Raw genomic sequence first — 22,140 nt, forward strand, 5'->3', positions numbered from 1 at the left:
GAACAAAAGGGGGGGGGCTATTTTGAAAATTCCTTTTTTATATAGTGTAAGAAACCTTCTGACGCGGCGTCTGACCACGGTGTTTACCGCAGGGGGCATGGCGTTGGTGGTCTTTGTTTTTGCCTCCTTGCTGATGTTGTCCGAAGGCTTGAAGAAAACCCTGGTGGACACCGGATCGGAAGATAACCTTATCGTTATCAGAAAGTCATCCACTTCCGAGGTGCAGAGCAGCATCGACCGTCTTCAGGCTTCCATTGTGGAAACCCAGCCGGAAATCGCATTCGGAGCCGATGGTCAACGGTTGTCCGCCAGGGAATTGGTGGTACTCATCAGTTTGTCCAAGCGGGGCAGCAACAAACCGTCAAATGTTGTCATTCGCGGCATTGATAAAAATTCGCTCAAGCTTCGGCCCCAGATTAAATTGATTGCAGGACGGTTGCCCCGGCCCGGTTCCCTTGAAATTATCGGAGGTGAAAATATTGTCAAACGGTTTCAAGGCGCGGGGATGGGTGAAACCCTCTCCTTTGGCATGCGAACCTGGACGGTTGTCGGTGTTTTTGATGCCGGAAAGACCGGATTCAGTTCAGAGATCTGGGGAGATGTGGATCAGTTCATGCAGGCTTTCCGAAGGACCGTCTATTCCAGTCTCCTTTTTAAACTGCGAGACCCTCAGCAATTTTCAGACGTCATAACGCGTCTGGAAAAAGATCCGCGGCTGACCGTGGAATGCAAACGTGAAACCACCTATTACCGGGATCAATCCCAGGCACTGGCCACGTTTCTTCGAATCCTGGGGCTGGCACTGACCCTTATTTTCTCCATTGGTGCGGTGATCGGTGCCATGATCACCATGTATACGGCAGTCGCTAATCGGGTAGCGGAAATCGGCACGCTGCGTGCCCTGGGATTTCAGAAAACGAGCATTCTTGTCGCCTTTTTGGCAGAATCGCTCTTTTTGGGTTTGATCGGTGGTATTACAGGGTTGCTTATGGCTTCTGTGCTGCAGCTTGCCAGCATTTCCACCACCAATTTTCAAACCTTTTCCGAACTGGCTTTTTCCTTTCATCTGACCTTTGAAATCGTTTACAAATCCATTGCCTTTTCACTGATCATGGGGTTTGCGGGCGGCCTGCTACCGGCACTGAGGGCGTCGCGCATGAATATCATTGAGGCATTACGGGCAAGTTAGGGGGAAAGTTTATTGCAAAATTTGCAACTATTTTTAAAAATCGACTATTAGACTACGCCTCCTCACAAGATTAGTTGTCTGTGCACATCTAAAGGTGTTCTCATACTTTACACATATTATTTTAGTCGTGAATTAACACGGTTAAAACAAAGTGCAGGCATAATGCCTCCATTATGAAACATCAATATATCGACCGCAAAACCCGGCAGGTCAGAACCGAAATTCTTAAAGCAGATCCCGTTATCAGTGCCATTTATTCGCCGATACGCGAAAAAGCCTCCTTTTTGTTTCGTCTGATAATTTCGGCCCGGATGTCCAGCCTTATCGGGGCTGTTTCCTATGATTTGCCTTTTTTGAACTCCCCGATGGATGCCGGGAAATTTTTGGCTGCCCACGGCATTGATTTAAGAGAGGTGGAAGGAGATCCTGCAAAACTGGATACCCTTCGAAAAGTTTTTGAACGCAAAATTCGCTACGATCAGCTTCGTCCCATGCCGGAAGACGCCGATGCGGTGGTCTCTCCAGCTGATTCTCGTCTTCTGGTGGGGGCATTTTCAAAAAATTCAGCCCTTTTTATTAAAGGTAAGTTTTTTGATTTTTGTGAGCTTATCGGCCGGGATAAGCCCCGATGGCTTGATGCCTTTGACCAGGGCAGTTTCGCCGTGACCCGGCTCACCCCGGATAAATATCACTATAACCATACGCCTGTGGCAGGAACGGTCTTGGATATTTATGAGATAGACGGGCATTTTCATTCCTGCAACCCCGGTGCTGTGGTCCGGGAAGTGACGCCATACTCTAAAAACCGGCGGGTGGTCACCATCATTGATACGGATGTGCCCGGAGGAACCGGATGCGGGCTTGTGTGCATGGTGGAAGTGGTGGCCATGATGATTGGAAAAATTGTCCAGTGCTACAGTCAAAACGGATATGAAAATCCCCGGGTTGTGGTGCCCGGACTTTTTATGGAAAAGGGTTGTCCCAAAAGCCTTTACCGTCCGGGCTCTTCCACAACCATTGTTATATTTCAAAAACAGCGCATCCGTTTTTCCGAAGATTTACTGGAAAACCAGGTTCGCACCGACGTGAGCAGCCGTTTCAGTGAAGGGTTTGGCAGACCCCTTGTGGAAACCGAAGTGACCGTGCGTTCAGGTATCGGTCATGCCTCCCCTTGTGGTGAAACTGCAGCGTTTGGAGATTTGTAATGGATATCATTTTTTTTGTTGTTGGGTTGGGTCTGTTGATTGGTGTTGTACTGAGTTGGGGATTTAAAACGTTGCCCAAAGAAAAATGGCAGATGGTGGCGGCGTTTCCTCGGGAAAAGCTGGATCAGGGCCAGTGGCGGGGGATGAATCTGACCTGGTACGGGCTTTTGTCTGCCAATGCGTATACCTTTGGTGTAATCATGGCCGTGATTCTGGCCGCATCGGCTGGGATGCCCATTTTTGTCCTGGTGCTGGTGACTGTTTTGCTGCTGGCGGTCACCATTCCGGCCTCTAAAATTGTTGCCCGGATTGTTGAAAAGAAAAAAGCCACCCTGACCATTGGCGGGGCCCTATTTGCCGGTGTGGTGACCGCACCCTGGATCATCATGCTGGTGAATGCCACGTTGGGCACAGCCTTCAACTTTCATCTGCCCGTTGCTGTGATGATGGCCTGTTTAAGCATCGGGTATACGTTTGGGGAGTCTTTGGGGCGTCTTGCCTGCCTGAGTTTTGGCTGCTGCTACGGCAAGCCGCTGAGCCGGTGTGACGCTCCCACCCGTAAGTTGTTTGAACATTTTAATGTGGTCTTCACAGGAGAGACCAAAAAAGTGGCCTATGCGTCGGGGTTGGCCGGTGAAAAAATGATTCCCATTCAGATCATTACCGCCGTGATTTATGCGATATCCGGCCTTGTCGGCACCTTGCTGTTTCTCCGGGGTTTTGCCGAAACCGCCCTTGTGGAAACCCTGGTGGTGACCCAGGTCTGGCGGGTGGTCTCTGAGTTTTTCAGGGCAGACTTCAGGGGTGAACGCAAATTTTCCATGTACCAGATTATGGCGCTGTCAGCCATTGCTTATACCATCGCAGTGCTGGCCTTTTTCCCTGATCCCGAGGTGGCCGTTTCTCTGGATAACGGATTTAAAGCCCTGTGGGATCCGGGTATGATTCTGTTTTTCCAGGGCGTCTGGGTTGTCTCTTTTCTTCATTCGGGCCGAAGCACTGTTACGGCATCGAAAATTTCCTTTCATGTGGTAAAAGATAATATTTAATTGAAAATGAAAATTAGAAGGCGCCATGAATTGGGGGGGATATGCTTTCTGTGGTGCTACGATATTGTAAAGTATCTCCTGTTCAAAGGCCTTCTGGAAAGCCGGGGGATTGATCCCCTGGTATTTTTGTTTTTTGACATGATCACCGTGCCCGGGTTTATCATGGGCTGTGCCCGTCTGGTCAATTCCCTGACCGGCCGGGTCATGGCATGGCCCAAGGTCCTTTTCTGGGGAATCATGGTGCTGGTTAATACCCTGTTGCCCTATGTGTATGCGGCCATTGCAGGCGGACCGCAATTTGACACCGCAGCCTGGGTGGTGTTCTGGGTAATCGTTTTGCTCTTGCTGACCAATCTGATACGCACGATCAGGGCCGGTTTGATCGCAGAAAAGCAGTGAAACGGCTGGTTTAGTTCATACCTTGTTTTTGCCCACCTTTCTGATCAGTCCTTCCTGGGCCACGCTGGCCACAAGTTTGCCATCCCGGGTGTAGATGGCACCGCGGTTAAGAGCCCGGGCCATGGCCGCACTGGGACTGTGGATCACGTAGAGCAGCCAGTCGTCCATCCTGAAATCCCTGTGGAACCAGAGGGCATGATCCAGGCTTGCCACCTGCATGTCCGGGGACCAGAAGGTTTTGCCATGGGGATAAAGGGCGGTGGGGACCAGGTGAAAATCCGAAGCATAGGCCAGCATGTACCTGTGAATTGCGGCATCGTCAGGCAAAGGGCCGGTGGCCCTGAACCAGACATATTTGTCCGGCGGCATGGGAACGGGATGAAAGGGATTTAACGGATTGACGACCCGCAGTTCAATGGGATTGGGATACAATAATTTTTTTGCGATGTCTTCAGGAAGTTTTTTTGCATGGCGTAAAATTTTATTGTAATCACTTTCCACGCCCTCAGGGCCTTCAACCTCGGGCATGGGGTCCTGGTGCTGAAAGCCTTCTTCATATTTGTGAAATGATGTTGACATGGAAAAGATAGCCCGACCCTTCTGTACGGCCTTGACCCGCCGGGTGCTGAACGAGTGGCCGTCCCGGGTACGCTCCACCATATAGACAATGGGGCAGGCGGCATCTCCGGCCCGAAGGAAGTATCCGTGCAGGCTGTGGGCACAAAGATGGTCCGGCACTGTGCGGGATGCCGCAGACAAGGCCTGACCCAGGACCTGACCGCCGAATACGGCGCCGTAACCCAGGTCCTGGCTCTGGCCCCGAAAGATCTCCTCTTCAATTTTTTCCAGGCTGAGCAGCCCCAAGAGTTCTTTGAGTACATTTTGTCTGATACCATCTGTCATGATATTGCCCTGAATGTATAGATTTATCTATTCATGATCCTGTCAATGGTTCCATCCCCTTTCATCTCCTCAATCACCCTGTTGATCTCCGGAAGGAGGTCTGCAAACGGTGAATTTTTTGAGATTCCGATTCTGAAAAGGTCCTTGGATACAATTTGGGGTGCGTGGGTGATCTGCTTACTGTATTCCGGGTACTTTTGAAAGAAGCTCCTCACAACGGATTCGCTTTCTAAAAAGGCATCGAATCGTTTGCCTAAAAGTTTTTTAAAGTTGTATTCTGCCAGGTTGACTTTTTCCGTTTTTATGAAGCCGTTTTCAATGGCCTGGTCCATCTTGTCCTGGTAGGTATATCCTGAAACAATACCTATTGTGTAAGGTTTGAGATCATCAATGGTTTGCCACCCGGGTAGCTGGTCCTTGCGCGCTTTCAGGTGCCATATAAACACCCGGTCCTCAACAATCACATTGGTAAAAACCATGAACGCCTTTCTTTCAGGCTTGTTTTGAATGGGAAAGGTAATATCGTAGGTTCCTTTTTCCATGCAGGCCAGCACCCGTTTCCATGGCAGAAGATCTGCCTTGAATTTGCAATGGATGCGTTTGCTCACCTCTGTGCCGATATCAAACGCATATCCGCTTTCCAGCGCCTGGCCTTCCCGTCCTATGGAATAGGGGGGCCAGGTATCTGTGGTAAGCCTAAGTACCGGGTCATTTCCGGCACAGGGTGCTGCGAAGAAAAAAATAAAGCCTATAAATAGAACAATGCGTCTGCAAAAGAATTTAAACATAAGGCTCCTTTTTATCAGGTTCGTACGGTACAGGCTTCACGGGTTCCGTTCAGGCATTAACTAATAAATAATTATATCTGATTTTGGGCCGGATTACAAAATGATATCCATCCTGATCCACAGGTGTTAAATTGATTATATCCTTCTACCTTGTTTGACATTTTTTTTTGTTTGTGTGTAGATTTGCCATCATGGTAAAAAGGCGGGACTTGAAAGCGGTTTTATACAATTAAAAGAAAATTTAAAAGGAGACACAATGGAGTGGTTGAAACAAATTAACATTGAAAAATATATAGAGACGCTGACCTACTGGGTGACCACCTACTCTGTAAAGATTATTGCCGCGCTGCTGATTCTGGTGATCGGAAAATGGCTGGCCAGACGAATTACCAATTTGATCACGAAATTGATGGAGAAAAATAAGATAGATATCACGCTTGTGCGGTTTTTTGACAGCATTCTGTATTATACCTTTATGGTGATGATCGTTATTGCTGCCGCAGGCCAGCTGGGCATCAATACCACCTCTTTTCTGACCATTGTGGGTGCTGCCGGCCTGGCCATTGGTCTTGCATTGAAGGACTCTTTGGGCAATTTTGCTTCAGGCGTGATGCTGGTGCTGTTCAGGCCTTACAAGGTCAATGATTTTGTGGACATTGGCGGGGTAGCCGGGAATGTGGTGAGTATATCCTTGTTCACCACGGAGTTGAGTACCGGGGATAATCAAAAAGTGATCGTACCCAATGCCAGCATAACCTCCAATGTTATTACCAATGTTACGGCCAATCCCACCCGCCGGGTGGATCTTGTCATCGGCATTGGTTATGATGATGATATAAAAAAAGCCAAAGAGGTTATCCAGGGTGTTCTGGCAGAAGAAAAGCGCATTCTTCCCACACCTGCGCCACTTATTGCCGTGTCTGAACTTGCCGATTCCAGCGTTAATTTTGTGGTCCGGCCCTGGGTTAAAACAGGAGATTACTGGGGCGTATATTTTGCCCTCCATGAAAACATCAAGCTGGCTCTTGATGCCAATGGTATCAGCATCCCATTTCCCCAGCATGATGTTCATATGTACCGGGAAAGCAAAGAATAAAAGACTTGGGAAAAATAAACGTCACCGTTTTTTCGCCGAATTTTTAGCCAGATTGAAAGACGACCCATGGCGTATATTCAATGCGTCATGAGTCGCGTCTTAATTTCGCAGACATTTTGAAATACACTTTTACGCTTTTGTTTGTGACAGCCAGGCCAACATCATCATTTACAAAGGAGGAATAACAAGCAGGCCTGTTTCTTTGCCGATGATGACTACTTGTCTTATCTTCAATGGCTTAAGGAGTATGCCTTAGCCTCGGGTTGTCTAATCCACGCTTACGTTTTGATGACAAATCATGTCCATCTGTTGCTGACCCCTAAAAGCAGCGGCAGTGCCGGAGATTTGTTAAAACGACTGGGTCAACGGTATGTTCAATATATCAACCGAACCTATAGAAGAACGGTTACCCTATGGGAAGGAAGGTATCGATCCTGCCTGGTTCAAGAGGAGAAATATTTGTTGACATGTCAGCGGTACATAGAACTGAACCCGGTCCGTGCGGGTATTGTAGAGCATCCGGGTGAATTTAGATGGTCGAGTTATCGTCATAATGGGCTGGGAGAAATGTCGGATTTAATTACACCACATATTTTTGATAAAAAGTCTGGGGATGAAATTGCCGCCTGAGTCAAGGGAGAAAAAATCACACAACATATCAAAAGAAAATTGCATCTAAGCAGGAAGATGTATTATGCTGGGAAGACAAAGTTGAGTTCCAGACATTTTCTACAACAACAAAAAAAGGATGAATACTATGGACATTTCAACAACCTATATGGGGCTTGCCCTTGAAAGCCCTGTTATTGTAGGCAGTTCCGGATTAACCGACTCTGTGGAAAAACTAAAAAAAATTGAAGAAGCCGGAGCGGGTGCCGCCGTACTTAAATCCATCTTTGAAGAAGAAATCGCCTATGAATACAATGACATCATAAAGGACGTGTCCCTTACAACAGGATACAACCTGGAACAATTTGATTATCTTGACATGCAACTTCGGGGGAAGAAACTGTTTGCATATCTGGAACTGATCAAACAGGCAAAGGCCGGGGTGAGTATGCCTGTTATTGCCAGCGTAAACTGTGTCTACTCTCATGAATGGGCCTCCTTTGCCAAACAGATCGCCGATGCCGGGGCTGATGCCCTGGAACTGAACATGTTTTTTTCGCCCACTGATTTTGAACGGGAGAGCAGTGAACTGGAAAAAGTCTATTTTCAGATTGTTGAAAAACTTTTAAAGACAGTCACCATACCGGTTTCACTGAAGATAAGCTACTATTTTTCAAACCTGGGAAGAATGATCCAGCGGCTTTCGGAAACCGGTGTCTCCGGTATTGTCCTGTTTAATCGGTTTTTCAGTCCGGATATTGATACGGAGAAACTTGAAGTCAAACCCTCCTTTGTTTTCAGTTCCCCTTCGGATATAGCCATCTCCCTGAGATGGATGGCAATTATGTCCCAAAGAGTTAAATGTGATCTGGCTGCATCCACCGGGGTTCATGACGCACAGGGTGTGATCAAGCATATTCTGGCCGGTGCCCAGGCCGTGCAGATGGTATCGACATTGTACAAAAACAAAACACCATACCTTAAAACAGTTATCCAGGATATCCGGAATTGGATGGAAATTCATGGCTTTAACTCTCTGGCGGACTTCCGCGGGAAGCTGAGCCAGGCAGAAGCCCAAAACCCGTCTGTTTACGACCGGCTTCAGTTCATGAAGTATTATTCATAGGCGCTTTTATCATGAACGCTGTTGGCGTTCTTGGGGGAAAAGATTCCAGGCAGACGCACACCTGCTTGGGATCATAAATAAAATACCTGTTTTGGGCTACCGGTTTAAGCCGGGACACCCCGTAGAATAAGCCTCTTATGAGATGCCCTGTTTTTAAGGCTGACCTCCTGGAAGACTTTGATCAAACGGTTCAGACTGTCCCGGCTTAAAACGGTAGCCACCTCTTTTTACCTCCTGGCCGATTTTTCGAGCGAAAAATTATCCGATTGATGATTCTAATACCATTATTTATCGGAGCCGGAGGGCCAAGGGGGTTAGTAATGGAAATTCATTAAAATTGACCGGGGTGAAGAGACGCGCCGAAAAGGTTATGCGCCTTTGGGATTGAAAAATCAACGGTTTTGACAATGAATATGCCGGTATCAACAATAGGCATGTAGAAGAGCTTCTTTGGGTAAAATCCTTTTTTCCTTTTCTCAACTCTGTTTTTTCAGTTACTTATGTGATATGTTTTTTTGCTTTATCAGAATGATAATGATAAAAGATACGGCAAAAAGAATAAGGCTACTGCTTAAGGAGAATTACCCTATATGGCACGTTTAAATGAGTTTGAACTGTCGCTTATAAAGCTCACTGACAGTCCATTAATCTACAAGGCACAGATCCCTTCGGGATGCACTTTTTTCCAGGATGTCCGACGCTATCAGAGCGTTGGTCCCCATATGGAAATCCGGATTATTCCGGTGAATGGGATGATCGAGCTTGATCCGGACATGGAGCCCGTATCCTTTAATAAACTCACCGGGTCCGAACGTAAAGCCCTGGTTGACTATCTGACGGTTCGTGTTGCCAGAGGCGACAATATTGGTTATGCCTGGGCCTTTTTCCGCTCCTCGGATAAAAAGAAACCCCTTGTGGCCTACGGGGGCAACGTGGTGCATAATGACACCTATCTGGGTAAGGAGCATGTAACAGCCCTGCTTTCGACGCTCCAGAAGCAAAAGGGCATCAGCACAATGAAACGACGCTTGTTTCCCTGGATTACCGCTGGGCTGCTTATCTTCCTGACCGTTCTGGCCGGATTCAAATATGGTCACCTGGTAAAAAATATTCCCATTCTCCGCAGCATTGGCCAGGATTCGGGCCCGGAAATGCGCTTTTACCAATCCGTCTTTCCCGATTTGCATGCCTGGCTCCAGGATGGAAGGCCGGAACAGAAGGATGTGGCTAAAAAGCTTTTAAAAACCGAATATGTTTCGTACATGCTTCATACCATGGCCCTGCGCGATTACCGTCTGGAAGGTGAGCAGGGCATGGATCGGGGCAACAGGCTGATCCTGTTTGTATACTTCAACTATAACAGCCAGGTTGAAGAATTGATCCGCTCGAGCAGGGAGATTCTGGCAGGCACTGAATTCATACGCCTGGCACGGATTTATTCAACCATGCAGTCCGGGTATGCCTCAAATATTTTCTATTTCAAAGTCGGGGATTTAAATATTAAGGATACTGAAATTTCCAATTATATGAGGCAGAACATGATCAGCTACCAGGATTTTAAAAAAATCCGGGATGAAAATGCCTTTGCAGAACTCATGGCCAGTGATCGCATCAGTTACAAGATGAAGGGCTTTTTGGAAAATGTCTACACCTTTACCCCCCTTCGCATTGATACAAAACTTAACGGTAAATCCTGGTACCTGCTCACCCGGAACAACAGTTCCGGAGACCTGGATTTTGCAGCTTTCTTCCATCAGGACAGTGCCACCCTGGTCCCCAAACGCATTGGACATCTGGTGCTGGCGGATAAGGGGCTGCCTTCGGACATGGCCTGGTATGCCTTAGATGACAGGCAGGCAGGGGAGCTGAAACTGTCGGACAGTGCCCTGACCTATTTCAGTACGGAGACCGGCCAGACCAATCAGCTTGGTATCATTAAAGAGCGGATCAATGCCCTAGACCTTTCCAGGGTGCCCCAGGACCGGATCAAGATCAGCGTTCACCGGGAATTGCTCATGGGAGATGCAAAGGGCAAATACGGCATCCAGACCAATGATCCCATCACAAGCCTTGTGCTGTCCAATCTGATTACCAGATCGTCCTTTGAACAGGAGGCAAATGTTTCCCTAAAGCGGGATCCCATTCAGTTTAATACAACATTGATTCAGCTCTCCAAAGACGACAGTTTCTCAGTTCAGTCCGTGACCATCACACCCGGCACCACCAATATCATTCGCTTGTTTGAGCCCTTGGACAGTTTTAATGCAACGTTTAACGACGGCACCTCCACCACCTTTGAGAAGGCCAGTGTAAACCTGTTCAACCCTTTTACTTTTATGGTATCCAGGGATAGCATTGTTTTATGTTTCCGTCATGACATTACGGACATGACCATTGAGGCCAACGACGTGGAGCTTAAAATCGTAAAGGCCAAGGACGGAAATTACCAGATTGTAAAAATCCCATAAGTAATGTTTTTTTACGAAATCAGTATCAAGGAGTTTTATTTAACCATATGTTTAACAATACAGACCGGCTTTTGAAAATTCAGAACGCCATTATGGAGATTGTCCAGCAGCTTGCCGCCCTGCCGGCCCGGCAGGCAGAGCGGGTAGGCAAGGTCATTGAACGCTGCCAACTATGCCTGAAAACGGCGCCCGACACGGATATGCCCGTATATATCCACATCACGGGCACGGACAAATCCTTTAAGACGAGCTATCTTCTGGATTTGTTTGACAATGACGCGCTTCGTAAACTGTTTGCGGTCAAGCAGCGCAACACCTCGGAGAACACGGCGGTTCCCTGCCTTGTGGAACCCGTCTCCTGGACTGATGAGGTGGTGGTCAGCCAGATCAGCATTTCTACGGGCAATGTGATCCGGGACCGGTTGACCCAAGAGCAGTTCAATCGGTTGTATGATCTCTCCTCCGGGGCAGAACCGGATGATTATCTCATCCGGGTGGCCGTGCCCGAAGACCAGACCCCCATGACCTTGCCGGCCGTTGAATATCCGGGTATTAAAGAGGGGGCTGATGCCATTGAATTCCAGAAGGAGCGCCATGAAAAGTTCCAGGCCAATATGCTGGACTGCCTGGAGCGTTATCCCGGTATTCTTGTGGCCTGTTTTCAGCACAAAATCGCCATTCCCCCGGGCCACCCCCTGGATGCCATTCTCAAAAGATACCGCACGGTACTGGAAACCACCCACACGTACCAGAAATTGCCGTTAATTCTCTCCCTGCAGGGGGACAGTGCCGTGGCAAGCTATTGCGGCAATACCAATGTGGAGCAGGATCTGGAAAGCGATTTCAAAAGCTATAAAGCCTTTGAAACCGTGGTACAGCTGGTCAACCCCTGCAACCGCGAATACCCGGTGAGCTTTATATCCCCCGGGCCTCACGTGGATACCTGGATCCGGAATTTGTCCCGGTACAAAAGCTTGCGTGAAATCAAGGACGAGATAAAAAAGGACGGCGGTGTTGCCTGGTCCAGGCAGATGCTCGGCGATATCTGCACCACTTCCAATATCAGAAACGCCCTTGAAAATATGTTTCTGATGCCCTGGATCAGGAAGGCTGAAAAGGTGCATACCCAGGCTGTTGACCTGCTCTATGAAATTGAAAGCTATGATGAGGTGGCCGATGTCAAGGAGCGCATGCGCAAATCGATTCTCAACGATACCTACCAAAGCCTGCGGCATTTTTTCGACCGGGAGATCAAATATAACGAAGACGGGCTGATTCAGGACCACAGAACGTTCTGGACCGCCATATTTACCCAGTACCTGGACCAGTTTCTGGCCGACACCCCCAAAAGCCAGGCCATTGCCCATGTTTTGTGGAAAAACATGCTCCAGCGCCTGGACCCGGAAAACAAAGGTTTTCTAAGTGCAGCGGAAAAGGATTTGCCCCACATCATCATGAACATGGCGGAATTTTACGTTCCCAACATGCTGGTGCGTGGTGAGTTTACCCTTGTTGAAAAACGTATTAAAGAGGATGACCAGCATGTGGTTTAACCTGTTCAAAGGAAAAAAAAAGGAAGTGGACCAGTTCCAGATGGAGCTGGAGGATGACGGTAAACTTTACTATGAAACCATTGCCGGTCGCACCCCAAGGGACATCCAAAATCACGAGGAATATATTCTTTTCATTGATTTCGGTTCCTACCGGACCAGTGTTTTGTGTTGGCCCTGCAGTTTTGGCCGGGATAAGATTACCGACTCATGGCAGTATGTGGTCCACGGAGACTCCGATGCCCAGGGCGGATTCCCTTCGGCCTTTATCAATCCGCCTTCCGGTGATGAGCGTGACTTTGCTTTTGTACCCAGTATGGGTGAAGAGCATGTCAGCTCAAGCCAAATTGTTAAAAGCGCCAAATATGAATTTGCCTCCAAATTTGCTGCTTACAGGGGAGATGTGCCCCAGTTCAAGCTTTATATCAAAAAAATTCTTGAACACAGTTTTAAGTACATCACCGAGCCGAACAAGGAACGGCCCTGGAACGGCCCTGCCATTCCGGTGATCACGGAAATCCGGGTTACGGTACCGGACCTGTTCATTGAAAATTTAAGAAACGGATACAAGGAAAATATTTATTCCGTGTGCATGAATCTCTCCTCGGACCGGAAATGGAAATGGCTTTTTCCAAGTGATCTTAGACATTTGCGAAAAACTTTTGTCAATATTTCTGCGGATGAGAGCGGGGCGTGCGAGTTATATTTTCTAAATCTAATCAAGTTGTTACCTTTCTGGGACCTGTCTGCCCAGAAAGATCGGTTGCCGGATTTAAAGGAAGTGGACTTTATTTTTTCCCAGGCAGCCCAGCGTGACCCCAATGCCGAAAATCTTCAGTTTGTGGTGTGCCATATTGACATTGGCGGGCTAACCACCGATGTCAGCGTTCTTCTGGCCAATACCTACCAGGACCCGGCCCTTGGCATCACCACTGCCCTTAACCGCAAGGAATCCTTTTCCGAAAGAAAGGCCGGAGAATATTTTTCGGAGACCTTTGCCCATAACCGCTCTCCGGAGGAAACCGGTCCCTGGTGGGACAATGACCGGTTCCTTGGAAGAGATTTTTCACGGTTTCTGGAACTGTTATGCGGCAAACAGGCGGGCTTGCTCAATGAATGGCGCAAGGACAGAAATTTGTCCGGCATCTATTTTCTGATTTCAGGCCGGCCCACCAAATCGGAAAAGGTCAGAAAGGCCATTAAAAAGCATATTCTCAAGGAGTTTAACAAGGATGAACTGCTTCTTTTGCCCGAACACTGCCTGTTTATGGCTGAGTACCGGCATGTGGGCAAAAACCCCGAAGGCGAGCGTTATGCCAAGAAAATATCCCATTTTGAAAAATTAATCACCCTGTTAGGTAATGTGTACACCCTTTATGACGGGTATGAAATTTGTGTGAATGACCATAAATATTATATTTCAATGGATACGGATACCAGGACCACTAACCAGATGGAGGTGCTTCCCGGGCGAATTTATAATATGGAAGAGTTTGAAAATTACAAGAAATCGGCCGAGCACAACAATGTCAACCATCTGGCCTTTACCCGATTTCCGGCAGGGGAAAACAGCACCCGGTTTCTTACGGTCAAAACCATTGCCCGGCAGACGGCTTTTCCGGTCATCCGGGTGGCCCAGAGCGGTGACGGCCAGGCATGGATCATGCCGTCCCTTATGATCACCAATTTAGAGCAGAATGACCAGGCCTTTGATCTGTCATGGGGGTCCTTGTCACTGGAATAAGGTTCAATCAATCCCAAGGAGGCGACACATAATGGAACTTATCAGCGTAACCATAGAAAATCCCGAAGACCTCAATTTTATCCTGGGTCATTCCCATTTTATCAAGACAGTTGAAGATATTCATGAGGCCATTGTCTGTACCGTACCCAACGCCAAATTCGGTGTGGCGTTTTGTGAGGCTTCCGGGGAGTGCCTCATACGTCATTCCGGCACGGACGAACAGATGGTGGCATTTGCAAAAAAGAACGCCCAGGCCCTGTCAGCCGGTCATACCTTTATCATTTTCATGAAAGATATGTTCCCCGTCAACATCGTGAACACCATCCAGGCCGTTCCCGAGGTGGTGCGAATTCATTGCGCCACAGCCAACCCCACCCAGGTGATCATGGCCCAGACCGACCAGGGCAGAGGCATTCTGGGGGTGGTGGACGGTTTTTCTTCCAAGGGTGTTGAAACACAAGAGGACATTAAGAAACGCAAAGATTTGTTAAGGGTGATCGGCTATAAGCTTTAAATTTCATATGTGATCGTGGTCGTGGCAGTCCCGTCGCTTGAACAGGCTTCGTGCCAGAAGCGCTGCCAGGATCAACGCTGCGGCAATGGGGGTTGACGACGTGGCGCACACATACATGGGGATGCCGGCAACCAGCATGATCAGCATGGAGAGGAGTGAATTATTCTGGCTCCATGTGCTGATACCGGAAGGAAAAAAGAATGTAATGAAGCCGGCAATGATCACCCCAATGGTGAAAGGTTTGGCAATATCGGTGAGAAGGTCTCCAAAGGCAAAGTTCAATCCTTCTGCCAGGCGCCTTGTTTTTTTAAGCCGGTGACCACGGGGATTACCGCGCAGCTGCACAAGGGAATCGGGATGCCGAACAGGGCCGCGAGCATCACCGGTTTCACCCTGCCTTTACCTAAATATTTCTTAATTTTGTCTGCTTTGAAAAATACATAGAGCAGAGCTGCCACCAAAAAGCCGAAAAGCATAAATACCGATACATCCAGGTAAACATGCCAGACTTCAAGAATAATATTTTTTATTGTGGTTGTCATGGTTTTGTCCTGGTTTTAATGCCTCATGAGTATAATAAACAATGGCTTTTCGCAAGAAACTCTTTAAAATAATATGCAAGCCTTTTTTTGAAAAGGGGGATCAAATAGGGGGCCGTGACTGCATTGCTAATCATTGCGGCCTAACTTTTGCGTAGTTGTGTTTTGAATAGTTATAATTTTTTTGTTGATAACAAACGAAAGGAAGTGAACAGATGAAAACTGTTTTAATCACCGGGGCCTCCGGCTTTGTGGGACAGGCACTTGCACAAAAATATCTGGATGCGGGTTGGCAGGTAAACGGCATCGGCACTTCGTTAAACCATCCGATGGCTGATGCGTATGATAATTTTTTATGGACCAGTGCGGATACCTCTTTGCCCGGAGAGTGGCAGGATCTTGTGGCCCAATCGGATGTCATCGTTAACCTGGCGGGCAGAAATATTTTTAAGCGCTGGACAACGGCGTACAAAAAAGCCATTTATGATTCCAGAATTCAAACCACAAAACATCTGGTGGGCGCGATGCCCGACACCTTTCATGGACAGTTGCTCAATGCCTCTGCGGCAGGATTTTACGGTGACCGGGGTGATACCCCTTTAACTGAGACACAATCGTACGGAACCGGATTTCTGGCCCGGGTGTGTCGGGACTGGGAAGCCCAGGCCCAACGCGCCACATCAAAGGGGGCAAGGGTGGCGATTATGAGATTCGGGGTGGTTCTTGGTTCAGGGGGAGCCCTTGCCGTCATGTCCCGGGCCTTCAGGATGTTCGCGGGTGGGCCTTTGGGATCAGGGGAGCAGTGGTTCCCATGGGTTCATCTGGATGATCTGGCCCGGGCTGTCTTCTTTCTAATGGAACATAATGCCCAGGGGATTTACAATTTCACAGGGCCGGTCCCCATCCGGCAAAAGGCGTTTGCCAAAGCTCTGGGCCGGGCATTGAAGCGCCCGGCGATCATGCCGGCCCCGGCTTTTTTTATCAGGTTGTTTATGGGGCAGCTTGGGGATTCGTTTCTTTGCAGCCAGAAAGCGCTTCCGGCCGCATTGGAAACAGCCGGCTTCCGGTTTAAATATGACACTGCAGCCAGCGCGTTGACACAAATAGTTAAAACAAGAAACGGAATATAACGGCTTACGATAAAAACACCCGGCTCGCACACGATTTTGTCGATGTCCGGGTGTTTTTGCTTTTTTTATTCCTTGAACACCAGCTTTCCGCCGATGTGTCCGGCCACCCCGGCTGCCACAAGCATCAGCAAGTTAATCATCACAAATAGCCAGGCACCGGAGGAGCCTAACACCTCCGGGTTTACCAGATACCAGATGATTGACATAATGCAGCAGACTGCGGTTACCGCTGCAGCGCAGATTTTTATTTTAAACACGGTGGTTTGCGCCTGATTATATTTTTTCTTCCACTCAAGAACGCCTGTCAACCCAACCAGAGGCAGGGCAATAAGTACAAATACCAAATTGATAAAGCCGGCCTTTAACATCAGATCCGAACCGGAAAACCAGGCAAGAATGATCAGGATTGCGACCACAGGGATGACCCCGTTGGGCAGGTGAACCGACATTGGATGGGCATGGTGCTTCACCATCAGGTCACCCGCTTTTTTCAGGTAGACAACCGCACGATCCGATTTTCCTAAACCTGATGCACTTGATGTTTCGGAATGGTTTGGGGCAGGAGGCTCTTTTGGGGGGGGCTCGGTTTTGTTTGCATCTGCATCCGGCTCAACCTTGGGTGTATCAGTGCCTGCTTCCTCTTCAAACGGCACAAACTTATCTCCGGAGACACCGCACACCGGACATTTTTCAGGGGGTTCATCTCCTGTATGAATGTATTTGCACACAGAGCATTGCCATTTTTTCATTGATTTTCTCCTTAATGTTTTAGTATGTCGTTAGTCACTCAGTTCTGATGGTAAATGGCGCAGAACATGCTGTTTAAATACCGATGGGATCGCCACAGGCAAACCGGGGTTCATGTAAAGGGATAAGAATGTCCGCCTCTTTTTTTACCTGTACCATGATATCATAGGCCGAATAGACATCCACATGGGTGCCCGGCGGGATAACGTCCATTTCCATGCCTTTGATTTCCGGCGGGGGATTGTAGTTTTCTTCAATGATGCAAAAGCCCGTAATGGCGGCTTTGCCCTTTGGTGTATCAATGAATACGGTCAATCCCCCTTTGGTGTGTACCGGCGTATGTTTAACACTGATACCGTCAACAATGGGGCCGTCTTCCTTTACTATCCGAATTTGTCCGTTTTCCTCTACATCCTCTATGTAATCTTCCAGGTAGCGGTAATCTAAGGGGTGCGGGTTATGGATAGATTCAAGTTCTTGCTCATGCACGTAGAATAAGGCGTTTTCACACTTATAGTCGTTTTCGCAATGATCATTGTGTAAATGTGTATGGATGACAATATCAATCTCTTCGGGTGTAAGTCCGTGTTTCTTCAAACCCTGCTCAAAGGTATATATCTTCCCGTTAATGGCCTTTTCCCGTTGCTCAGACTGGATGGGGTTCATTTCGCCGGTGTCTACCAAGATATTTTTGTCCCCGCCCTTGATTACCCAGCAGAAAATGGGAATTGTATAGGATTCACCCTGCCCGTACTGATAGGTCATCATGCTTTTGTCAAATACTTTTGTCCCCATGGCAACGGGGTGGATCGTATAGATCATTGTATTCCTCAATTCTATGGGTTTGTTTTCAGACACTGAATACGGATTCAATTTTTTCCGACAGCTTGGCAATGTCAAAGGGTTTTAATAAAAAATCCCGGCATCCGTTGTCGATCATCTGCCGGATCTCTTCTTTCGGAGCAAGCCCGGAACAGACCAACACCCGCATGTCCGGTTTCAGATGCCGTACGGCATCATAGGTCTGGACCCCATCATCTATAAATTTTGTAATCACACAACTTTTCCGTCTTTCCAGAATGGCGATATCTGCCGCAGTTTGTCGATAGCCGGGATCAGGGTCTGGACGATGGTGTCCATTTCCGCTTTGGTATTGTAGTGGGACAATGAAAACCGAATGGTGCCGTGGGCTGATTTAAAGGGCACCTGCATGGCCATGAGCACATGGGAGGGATCCAGGGAGCCCGAGGTACAGGCAGACCCCGAAGATGCGCATATGCCGGCCTGGTTCATCAGCATAAGGATGGATTCTCCCTCAACGGCATCAAAACCGATGGACAGGGTGTTGGGAAGACGGTTTTCCCTGTCCCCATTCACGGAGGTCGCGGGGATGGCCTCTAAAAGCCGGGTCTCAAGGTAATCCCGGATTGCTCGAACCTGTGTATCCATCAGGGGAAGATGCGCTTTTGCAAGTTCACAGGCCTTGCCCAAGGCAATGATGGAAGCCGTGTTTTCGGTGCCGCCCCTGCGGCCCTTTTCCTGATGACCGCCAATGAGGAAAGGCGAAAACTTGATTCCATTTTTGATATACAGTGCGCCGATACCCTTGGGCGCATGAATTTTATGCCCGGACAGGGAGAGCATGTCTACTCCCGCAGCCTTAACGTCAATGGGAATCTTTCCCGCGGCCTGAACCGCATCCGTATGAAACCAGATCCCTTTTTCCTTTGCTTTTTGAGCAATTTCGTCAATGGGAAATATCACCCCTGTTTCATTATTGGCCCACATGACGGAGATAACGGCGGTATCATCGGACATGGCCTTGTAAAGGGTGTCAAGGTCAAGACGGCCCTTTTTGTCCACCGGCACAAAGGTCACTTTGTACCCTTTATTTTTTTGGAGGTGGAAACAAAGACTTCTGATGGCCGGGTGTTCAACTGCCGTGGTGATGATATGTTTTTTATGCGGGAATGCGCTGATGGCCGCATTAACGGCTGCATTATCGCTCTCAGTGCCGCAGGCTGTAAAAATAATCTCACCGGGATCGGCATTGATCAGGTCCGCCACCTGGGTCCTGGCTTGTTGGACTTTTTTATTGACCATGTCTGCGAAGCCATACATCGAGGACGGGTTGCCATAAAATTGCCCTAAATACGGCAGCATCTCTTCGATCACCTCATCGGCCACCCGGGTGGTGGCATTATTATCCGTATAGATCATATCAATCTTTTTTACCCCATCGTTGCAATGTTGTGGTTAATCTGCTGCCGAAGATGTTTCCATGGATGCCATGGTTTTGTGGACAATTTCTTCAATTCTATCCAGGCATTTGCCGCAACCGCCGCCTGCTTTAAGGTAATTGGTCACATCCTCCGTATTCTCAAGGCCATTGTTTTTAATGGCATCAATAATTTCAAGATCTGTTACATCAAAGCATTCGCATACGATGTCTCCCGGTTTTTCAAGGATCTGAATTCCGCGGAAATTCGCAATGGCTTTTTTTAAGGCGGCCTGGCCCATGACCGAGCAGTGCATTTTTTCTTTGGGCAGTCCGCCCAGGTAATCGGCAATGTCCTCATTGGTTATCTTCGCTGCATCGTCCAGGGTCATGCCCTTGATGATCTCAGTTAAGGCCGAGGATGAGGCCACGGCAGACGCACAGCCAAAGGTCATAAAAGAGGCATCAATGATTCTTTCATTCTCGTCTACCTTTAAATAGAGTTTGAGTGCGTCACCGCAGCTTAAAGAGCCTGTTTCTCCAATGGCGTTGGCACCTTCAAGCTCTCCCACATTCCTTGGTTTCAAGAAATGTTCCATAACTTTTTCCGAATAATTCCACATATATGCTCTCCTTTTATCCTGTAAAGTCACCCTTGTGACAGGATTAGTTTCCTTCTAAAAGAAATACTACATCGTGGTAGCTTGTCAATCGGGGCTGAAAGTTTTCCTTTGATCAAAGGCGGCACTTCCAACCCTTTATACATGATAATCATCGCCCTTTAAAAACTGTTTCAATTCAGACATATCAAGTCCATCTCGGATTCCGAACCGGGTCAGGCAAAAATCATATTTCACCGGGTCATCCGGGCTGACCCGTCTGAAGCCTTCGGTGATCTGGGCGGCGCAGACCCCGTCGGCACTGCGGCGTTTTGTAAATCCAAGCATATGTCCGATTTTAAACATGTGCGCATCTACAGGACAGGTCAGGGCCGCGGCCGGCACATTGGACCAGCCCCCCGGATCCACCTGATCTTTACGTACCATCCACCTTAAAAACAGGTGACTGCGCTTGCAGGCAGAGGTTTTTCCGGGATCAGCCAGAAGATGACCGGCGCCCCCCGCATGCAAAACCCGTGCTCTGATTCTGGCCAGTCCTTCAGACAGATCTGTCCCATCCGCATGATTCATGGTAAAACAGGCACCCAGGGATCCGTAATCGGCAATAACAGCCTGAATTCCCATGATCAGTGCGCTTAAGTGATCTCCTGTGGCAAACCTGTATTTAAAGTTTTGAAACATGGCGGCGAGGTTTTTCGGATCAGCATGCATGACAAACCCGCGAAGGTCAGGCCCCATCTTATCAAGCACAGACGACACGGCCTGCATGATCATGGCCACCCGGCCATAGGCAAGACTTGAGGCAATAATCCCTGCAATCTCCCGGTCCCGTACATCCGGATAGTTGTAAAGAAACAACAGTGGATCAGGATCAACATACTGTTTCCGGTTATATGTCGAATAAAGCTGCTCCAGCTTTGATGTCAGTTTTTGTACGTCAATTTTCATATCAACAGATTTGACGAAGCCCCCAAAATATTGGGGATAGATCCTGCAACTTTGTGACAAAAAGAAAAAAGATCAGCTTGACTGATTTAACCGCGTTTATCCTTACGTCTTCAGTACCGGACAAACCAGGTAAATCGTATAAGCGATGTAAACCGCTAACAGCATAAGCCCCTCTACCCTGTTTATTCGCCCCGGCCTTCCCCTGAAGCCAAATCCGATAATGAAAAGGGATATGGTTAATCCCGTCATCACCGCTGTGTCCCGGAAAAGGGCTTCGGCAGGGATTTCAAACGGATGAATGACACCGGCGATTCCCACAACCGCCAATGTGTTGAACAGATTGGACCCTAAAATATTACCAAGGGCAATATCGTACTCTCTTTTTTTCACAGAAATGATCGAGGATGCAAGTTCCGGAAGAGATGTTCCCAGGGCAACAACGGTAAGGCCGATGACTATATCGCTGACACCTAAAGCCGTTGCAATTTGCACAGCCCCCCAGACCAGAATCCGTGAACTGATGATCAGAAGAATCAGCCCGATAACGAGCCATAAGAGAGCCCTGCCCAGAGTTTTTTTTTCTGAATTCAGCTCCCGCTCCATTTCCATGCCCATGGTATCGGCCTTCTGACGGATACCTTGCTGGAGGGTCCAGAGTACGAGCCCCAGAAAAAATAATAGCAGGATAATTCCATCAATCAAAGAGATTTGAAGGTCTGTTAAAAGAAGAATGGAAAGACCCGTGACGATTGTAAGGATGGGTAGTTCTTTTCTTAATATATTGGAGTGAAACATAATCGGATTAATCAGGGCGCTAATCCCTAAAATCAGTCCGATATTGGCAATGTTTGACCCGTAGGCATTCCCTATGGCAATACCAGGACTGTTCTCCAAGGCGGCAAGTGCGGAAACCAGCATTTCCGGGGCTGATGTGCCGAAACCGACGATCACCATCCCGATCAGCAGCGGCGGTACGCCGAAATGCCGTGCGGTGGCCGCAGACCCGTTAACAAAGCGGTCTGCACTCCAGACCAGCAGAGTCAGTCCAAAAATCAACGCCGGTAAAGCAACAACAATTCCTTCCATGTACCCTCTGTTTTCTTTTTAAATAATGATTCTTTGTTTTTTTACTTAGACGTTCAAAATATCAGACTCCAAAGCTCATGCAAAGTGTAATGCTGTTTTCTTGCAAAATTCAATGAAATCTCAGTGGCTGCCTCATGGTGGGATGACATTTGCCTTGACACAAATTCAGGCTGGGCCATAGTATAGGCTCCTTATTATTACTTCAGCCCACA

Annotated in this window: 22 protein-coding genes and 1 pseudogene; 12 read left to right on the forward strand and 11 right to left on the reverse strand. The window is 48.1% G+C overall.

Annotated features, from left to right (window positions below; genetic code table 11):
* Positions 1-22 precede the first annotated feature (22 nt).
* The 4 genes from DESPODRAFT_RS17845 to DESPODRAFT_RS17860 all read left to right on the forward strand — a co-directional run bounded on the left by DESPODRAFT_RS17845 (position 23) and on the right by DESPODRAFT_RS17860 (position 3,842).
* Positions 23-1,189 carry an ABC transporter permease gene (locus DESPODRAFT_RS17845; RefSeq protein WP_004075557.1) on the forward strand — a complete coding sequence of 389 codons (1,167 nt, stop codon included), beginning with the start codon at positions 23-25 and terminating at the stop codon, positions 1,187-1,189.
* Between the two features lie 173 nt (positions 1,190-1,362).
* Positions 1,363-2,394 carry a phosphatidylserine decarboxylase gene (locus DESPODRAFT_RS17850; protein WP_004075559.1) on the forward strand — a complete coding sequence of 344 codons (1,032 nt, stop codon included), beginning with the start codon at positions 1,363-1,365 and terminating at the stop codon, positions 2,392-2,394.
* On the forward strand, positions 2,394-3,443 hold the full coding sequence (locus tag DESPODRAFT_RS17855; RefSeq protein WP_004075561.1) for a prolipoprotein diacylglyceryl transferase family protein: 1,050 nt from the start codon (positions 2,394-2,396) through the stop codon (positions 3,441-3,443). The genes DESPODRAFT_RS17850 and DESPODRAFT_RS17855 overlap by 1 nt, the downstream gene beginning before the upstream one ends.
* Positions 3,444-3,449: 6 nt before the next feature.
* Positions 3,450-3,842: a hypothetical protein gene (locus DESPODRAFT_RS17860; RefSeq protein WP_245531963.1), complete on the forward strand. Its 393-nt coding sequence runs from the start codon at positions 3,450-3,452 to the stop codon at positions 3,840-3,842.
* A 15-nt stretch (positions 3,843-3,857) separates the two neighbouring features.
* Here DESPODRAFT_RS17860 and tesB read toward each other — a convergent pair whose 3' ends face one another.
* Both tesB and DESPODRAFT_RS17870 read right to left on the reverse strand, forming a co-directional pair.
* Positions 3,858-4,745 carry an acyl-CoA thioesterase II gene (tesB, locus tag DESPODRAFT_RS17865; RefSeq protein ID WP_004075566.1) on the reverse strand — a complete coding sequence of 296 codons (888 nt, stop codon included), beginning with the start codon at positions 4,743-4,745 and terminating at the stop codon, positions 3,858-3,860.
* Positions 4,746-4,768: 23 nt separating this feature from the next.
* Positions 4,769-5,533: a substrate-binding periplasmic protein gene (locus tag DESPODRAFT_RS17870; RefSeq protein ID WP_004075568.1), complete on the reverse strand. Its 765-nt coding sequence runs from the start codon at positions 5,531-5,533 to the stop codon at positions 4,769-4,771.
* 256 nt (positions 5,534-5,789) lie between these two features.
* On the opposite strand from DESPODRAFT_RS17870, the gene DESPODRAFT_RS17875 reads away from it, so the two are divergent.
* The 7 genes and pseudogenes from DESPODRAFT_RS17875 to DESPODRAFT_RS17900 all read left to right on the forward strand — a co-directional run bounded on the left by DESPODRAFT_RS17875 (position 5,790) and on the right by DESPODRAFT_RS17900 (position 14,640).
* Positions 5,790-6,629 (forward strand): mechanosensitive ion channel family protein, encoded by an 840-nt coding sequence (locus tag DESPODRAFT_RS17875; protein ID WP_004075571.1) that lies wholly within the window; start codon positions 5,790-5,792, stop codon positions 6,627-6,629.
* A gap of 183 nt (positions 6,630-6,812) precedes the next feature.
* Positions 6,813-7,259: pseudogene (locus DESPODRAFT_RS19755) on the forward strand (transposase); the annotation flags it as partial.
* 127 nt (positions 7,260-7,386) lie between these two features.
* On the forward strand, positions 7,387-8,364 hold the full coding sequence (locus DESPODRAFT_RS17880) for a dihydroorotate dehydrogenase-like protein (protein ID WP_004075573.1): 978 nt from the start codon (positions 7,387-7,389) through the stop codon (positions 8,362-8,364).
* Positions 8,365-8,954: 590 nt separating this feature from the next.
* A complete protein-coding gene (locus DESPODRAFT_RS17885) occupies positions 8,955-10,832 on the forward strand; it encodes a hypothetical protein (protein ID WP_004075576.1) in 1,878 nt (625 codons plus the stop codon).
* Between the two features lie 47 nt (positions 10,833-10,879).
* Positions 10,880-12,385 carry a hypothetical protein gene (locus DESPODRAFT_RS17890; protein WP_004075578.1) on the forward strand — a complete coding sequence of 502 codons (1,506 nt, stop codon included), beginning with the start codon at positions 10,880-10,882 and terminating at the stop codon, positions 12,383-12,385.
* Positions 12,375-14,126: a hypothetical protein gene (locus DESPODRAFT_RS17895; protein WP_004075579.1), complete on the forward strand. Its 1,752-nt coding sequence runs from the start codon at positions 12,375-12,377 to the stop codon at positions 14,124-14,126. Before DESPODRAFT_RS17890 ends, DESPODRAFT_RS17895 begins: the two co-directional genes overlap by 11 nt.
* Before the next feature lie 31 nt (positions 14,127-14,157).
* Complete coding sequence (locus DESPODRAFT_RS17900) at positions 14,158-14,640, forward strand: adenosine-specific kinase (protein WP_004075581.1); 483 nt, start codon at positions 14,158-14,160, stop codon at positions 14,638-14,640.
* Between the two features lie 3 nt (positions 14,641-14,643).
* On the opposite strand, the gene DESPODRAFT_RS21935 is transcribed toward DESPODRAFT_RS17900, so the two are convergent.
* Positions 14,644-14,922, reverse strand: a complete 279-nt coding sequence (locus DESPODRAFT_RS21935) for a permease (protein WP_040016087.1) — start codon at positions 14,920-14,922, stop codon at positions 14,644-14,646.
* On the reverse strand, positions 14,919-15,182 hold the full coding sequence (locus tag DESPODRAFT_RS21940) for a permease (protein WP_052314723.1): 264 nt from the start codon (positions 15,180-15,182) through the stop codon (positions 14,919-14,921). Before DESPODRAFT_RS21940 ends, DESPODRAFT_RS21935 begins: the two co-directional genes overlap by 4 nt.
* A 212-nt stretch (positions 15,183-15,394) precedes the next feature.
* Between DESPODRAFT_RS21940 and DESPODRAFT_RS17915 the strand changes: the two genes are divergently transcribed.
* Positions 15,395-16,309, forward strand: coding sequence for a TIGR01777 family oxidoreductase (locus DESPODRAFT_RS17915; protein WP_004075583.1), 915 nt, complete (start codon positions 15,395-15,397; stop codon positions 16,307-16,309).
* 65 nt (positions 16,310-16,374) lie between these two features.
* On the opposite strand, the gene DESPODRAFT_RS21560 is transcribed toward DESPODRAFT_RS17915, so the two are convergent.
* From DESPODRAFT_RS21560 to DESPODRAFT_RS17950, 7 genes are all read right to left on the reverse strand, one after another.
* On the reverse strand, positions 16,375-17,058 hold the full coding sequence (locus DESPODRAFT_RS21560; RefSeq protein WP_004075585.1) for a rubredoxin-like domain-containing protein: 684 nt from the start codon (positions 17,056-17,058) through the stop codon (positions 16,375-16,377).
* 73 nt (positions 17,059-17,131) lie between these two features.
* Positions 17,132-17,878, reverse strand: coding sequence for an N-acyl homoserine lactonase family protein (locus tag DESPODRAFT_RS17925; protein WP_004075588.1), 747 nt, complete (start codon positions 17,876-17,878; stop codon positions 17,132-17,134).
* Between the two features lie 28 nt (positions 17,879-17,906).
* Positions 17,907-18,113, reverse strand: a complete 207-nt coding sequence (locus DESPODRAFT_RS17930; protein WP_040016088.1) for a response regulator — start codon at positions 18,111-18,113, stop codon at positions 17,907-17,909.
* Positions 18,110-19,276 carry a cysteine desulfurase NifS gene (nifS, locus tag DESPODRAFT_RS17935; protein WP_004075590.1) on the reverse strand — a complete coding sequence of 389 codons (1,167 nt, stop codon included), beginning with the start codon at positions 19,274-19,276 and terminating at the stop codon, positions 18,110-18,112. Before nifS ends, DESPODRAFT_RS17930 begins: the two co-directional genes overlap by 4 nt.
* A gap of 36 nt (positions 19,277-19,312) precedes the next feature.
* Positions 19,313-19,897, reverse strand: coding sequence for a Fe-S cluster assembly protein NifU (gene nifU, locus DESPODRAFT_RS17940; protein ID WP_004075591.1), 585 nt, complete (start codon positions 19,895-19,897; stop codon positions 19,313-19,315).
* 135 nt (positions 19,898-20,032) lie between these two features.
* Positions 20,033-20,842 carry a TIGR02757 family protein gene (locus DESPODRAFT_RS17945; protein ID WP_004075593.1) on the reverse strand — a complete coding sequence of 270 codons (810 nt, stop codon included), beginning with the start codon at positions 20,840-20,842 and terminating at the stop codon, positions 20,033-20,035.
* 102 nt (positions 20,843-20,944) lie between these two features.
* Positions 20,945-21,928, reverse strand: coding sequence for a calcium/sodium antiporter (locus DESPODRAFT_RS17950; RefSeq protein WP_004075595.1), 984 nt, complete (start codon positions 21,926-21,928; stop codon positions 20,945-20,947).
* Between the last annotated feature and the right edge of the window lie 212 nt (positions 21,929-22,140).

Source organism: Desulfobacter postgatei 2ac9, from assembly GCF_000233695.2.
GTDB lineage: Bacteria > Desulfobacterota > Desulfobacteria > Desulfobacterales > Desulfobacteraceae > Desulfobacter > Desulfobacter postgatei.

Excerpts from the sequence above, each read along its gene's own strand:
- DESPODRAFT_RS17900 (WP_004075581.1), top strand. The coding sequence starts at position 14,158 with ATGGAACTTATCAGCGTAACCATAGAAAATCCCGAAGACCTCAATTTT.
- DESPODRAFT_RS17870 (WP_004075568.1), bottom strand. The coding sequence starts at position 5,533 with ATGTTTAAATTCTTTTGCAGACGCATTGTTCTATTTATAGGCTTTATT.
- DESPODRAFT_RS21560 (WP_004075585.1), bottom strand. The coding sequence starts at position 17,058 with ATGAAAAAATGGCAATGCTCTGTGTGCAAATACATTCATACAGGAGAT.
- DESPODRAFT_RS17925 (WP_004075588.1), bottom strand. The coding sequence starts at position 17,878 with ATGATCTATACGATCCACCCCGTTGCCATGGGGACAAAAGTATTTGAC.
- DESPODRAFT_RS17915 (WP_004075583.1), top strand. The coding sequence starts at position 15,395 with ATGAAAACTGTTTTAATCACCGGGGCCTCCGGCTTTGTGGGACAGGCA.
- DESPODRAFT_RS17875 (WP_004075571.1), top strand. The coding sequence starts at position 5,790 with ATGGAGTGGTTGAAACAAATTAACATTGAAAAATATATAGAGACGCTG.
- DESPODRAFT_RS21940 (WP_052314723.1), bottom strand. The coding sequence starts at position 15,182 with ATGACAACCACAATAAAAAATATTATTCTTGAAGTCTGGCATGTTTAC.
- DESPODRAFT_RS17895 (WP_004075579.1), top strand. The coding sequence starts at position 12,375 with ATGTGGTTTAACCTGTTCAAAGGAAAAAAAAAGGAAGTGGACCAGTTC.
- DESPODRAFT_RS17890 (WP_004075578.1), top strand. The coding sequence starts at position 10,880 with ATGTTTAACAATACAGACCGGCTTTTGAAAATTCAGAACGCCATTATG.
- nifS (WP_004075590.1), bottom strand. The coding sequence starts at position 19,276 with ATGATCTATACGGATAATAATGCCACCACCCGGGTGGCCGATGAGGTG.
- DESPODRAFT_RS17855 (WP_004075561.1), top strand. The coding sequence starts at position 2,394 with ATGGATATCATTTTTTTTGTTGTTGGGTTGGGTCTGTTGATTGGTGTT.
- DESPODRAFT_RS17850 (WP_004075559.1), top strand. The coding sequence starts at position 1,363 with ATGAAACATCAATATATCGACCGCAAAACCCGGCAGGTCAGAACCGAA.
- DESPODRAFT_RS17880 (WP_004075573.1), top strand. The coding sequence starts at position 7,387 with ATGGACATTTCAACAACCTATATGGGGCTTGCCCTTGAAAGCCCTGTT.
- DESPODRAFT_RS17945 (WP_004075593.1), bottom strand. The coding sequence starts at position 20,842 with ATGAAAATTGACGTACAAAAACTGACATCAAAGCTGGAGCAGCTTTAT.
- DESPODRAFT_RS17885 (WP_004075576.1), top strand. The coding sequence starts at position 8,955 with ATGGCACGTTTAAATGAGTTTGAACTGTCGCTTATAAAGCTCACTGAC.
- DESPODRAFT_RS17950 (WP_004075595.1), bottom strand. The coding sequence starts at position 21,928 with ATGGAAGGAATTGTTGTTGCTTTACCGGCGTTGATTTTTGGACTGACT.
- DESPODRAFT_RS17860 (WP_245531963.1), top strand. The coding sequence starts at position 3,450 with ATGAAAATTAGAAGGCGCCATGAATTGGGGGGGATATGCTTTCTGTGG.
- tesB (WP_004075566.1), bottom strand. The coding sequence starts at position 4,745 with ATGACAGATGGTATCAGACAAAATGTACTCAAAGAACTCTTGGGGCTG.
- nifU (WP_004075591.1), bottom strand. The coding sequence starts at position 19,897 with ATGTGGAATTATTCGGAAAAAGTTATGGAACATTTCTTGAAACCAAGG.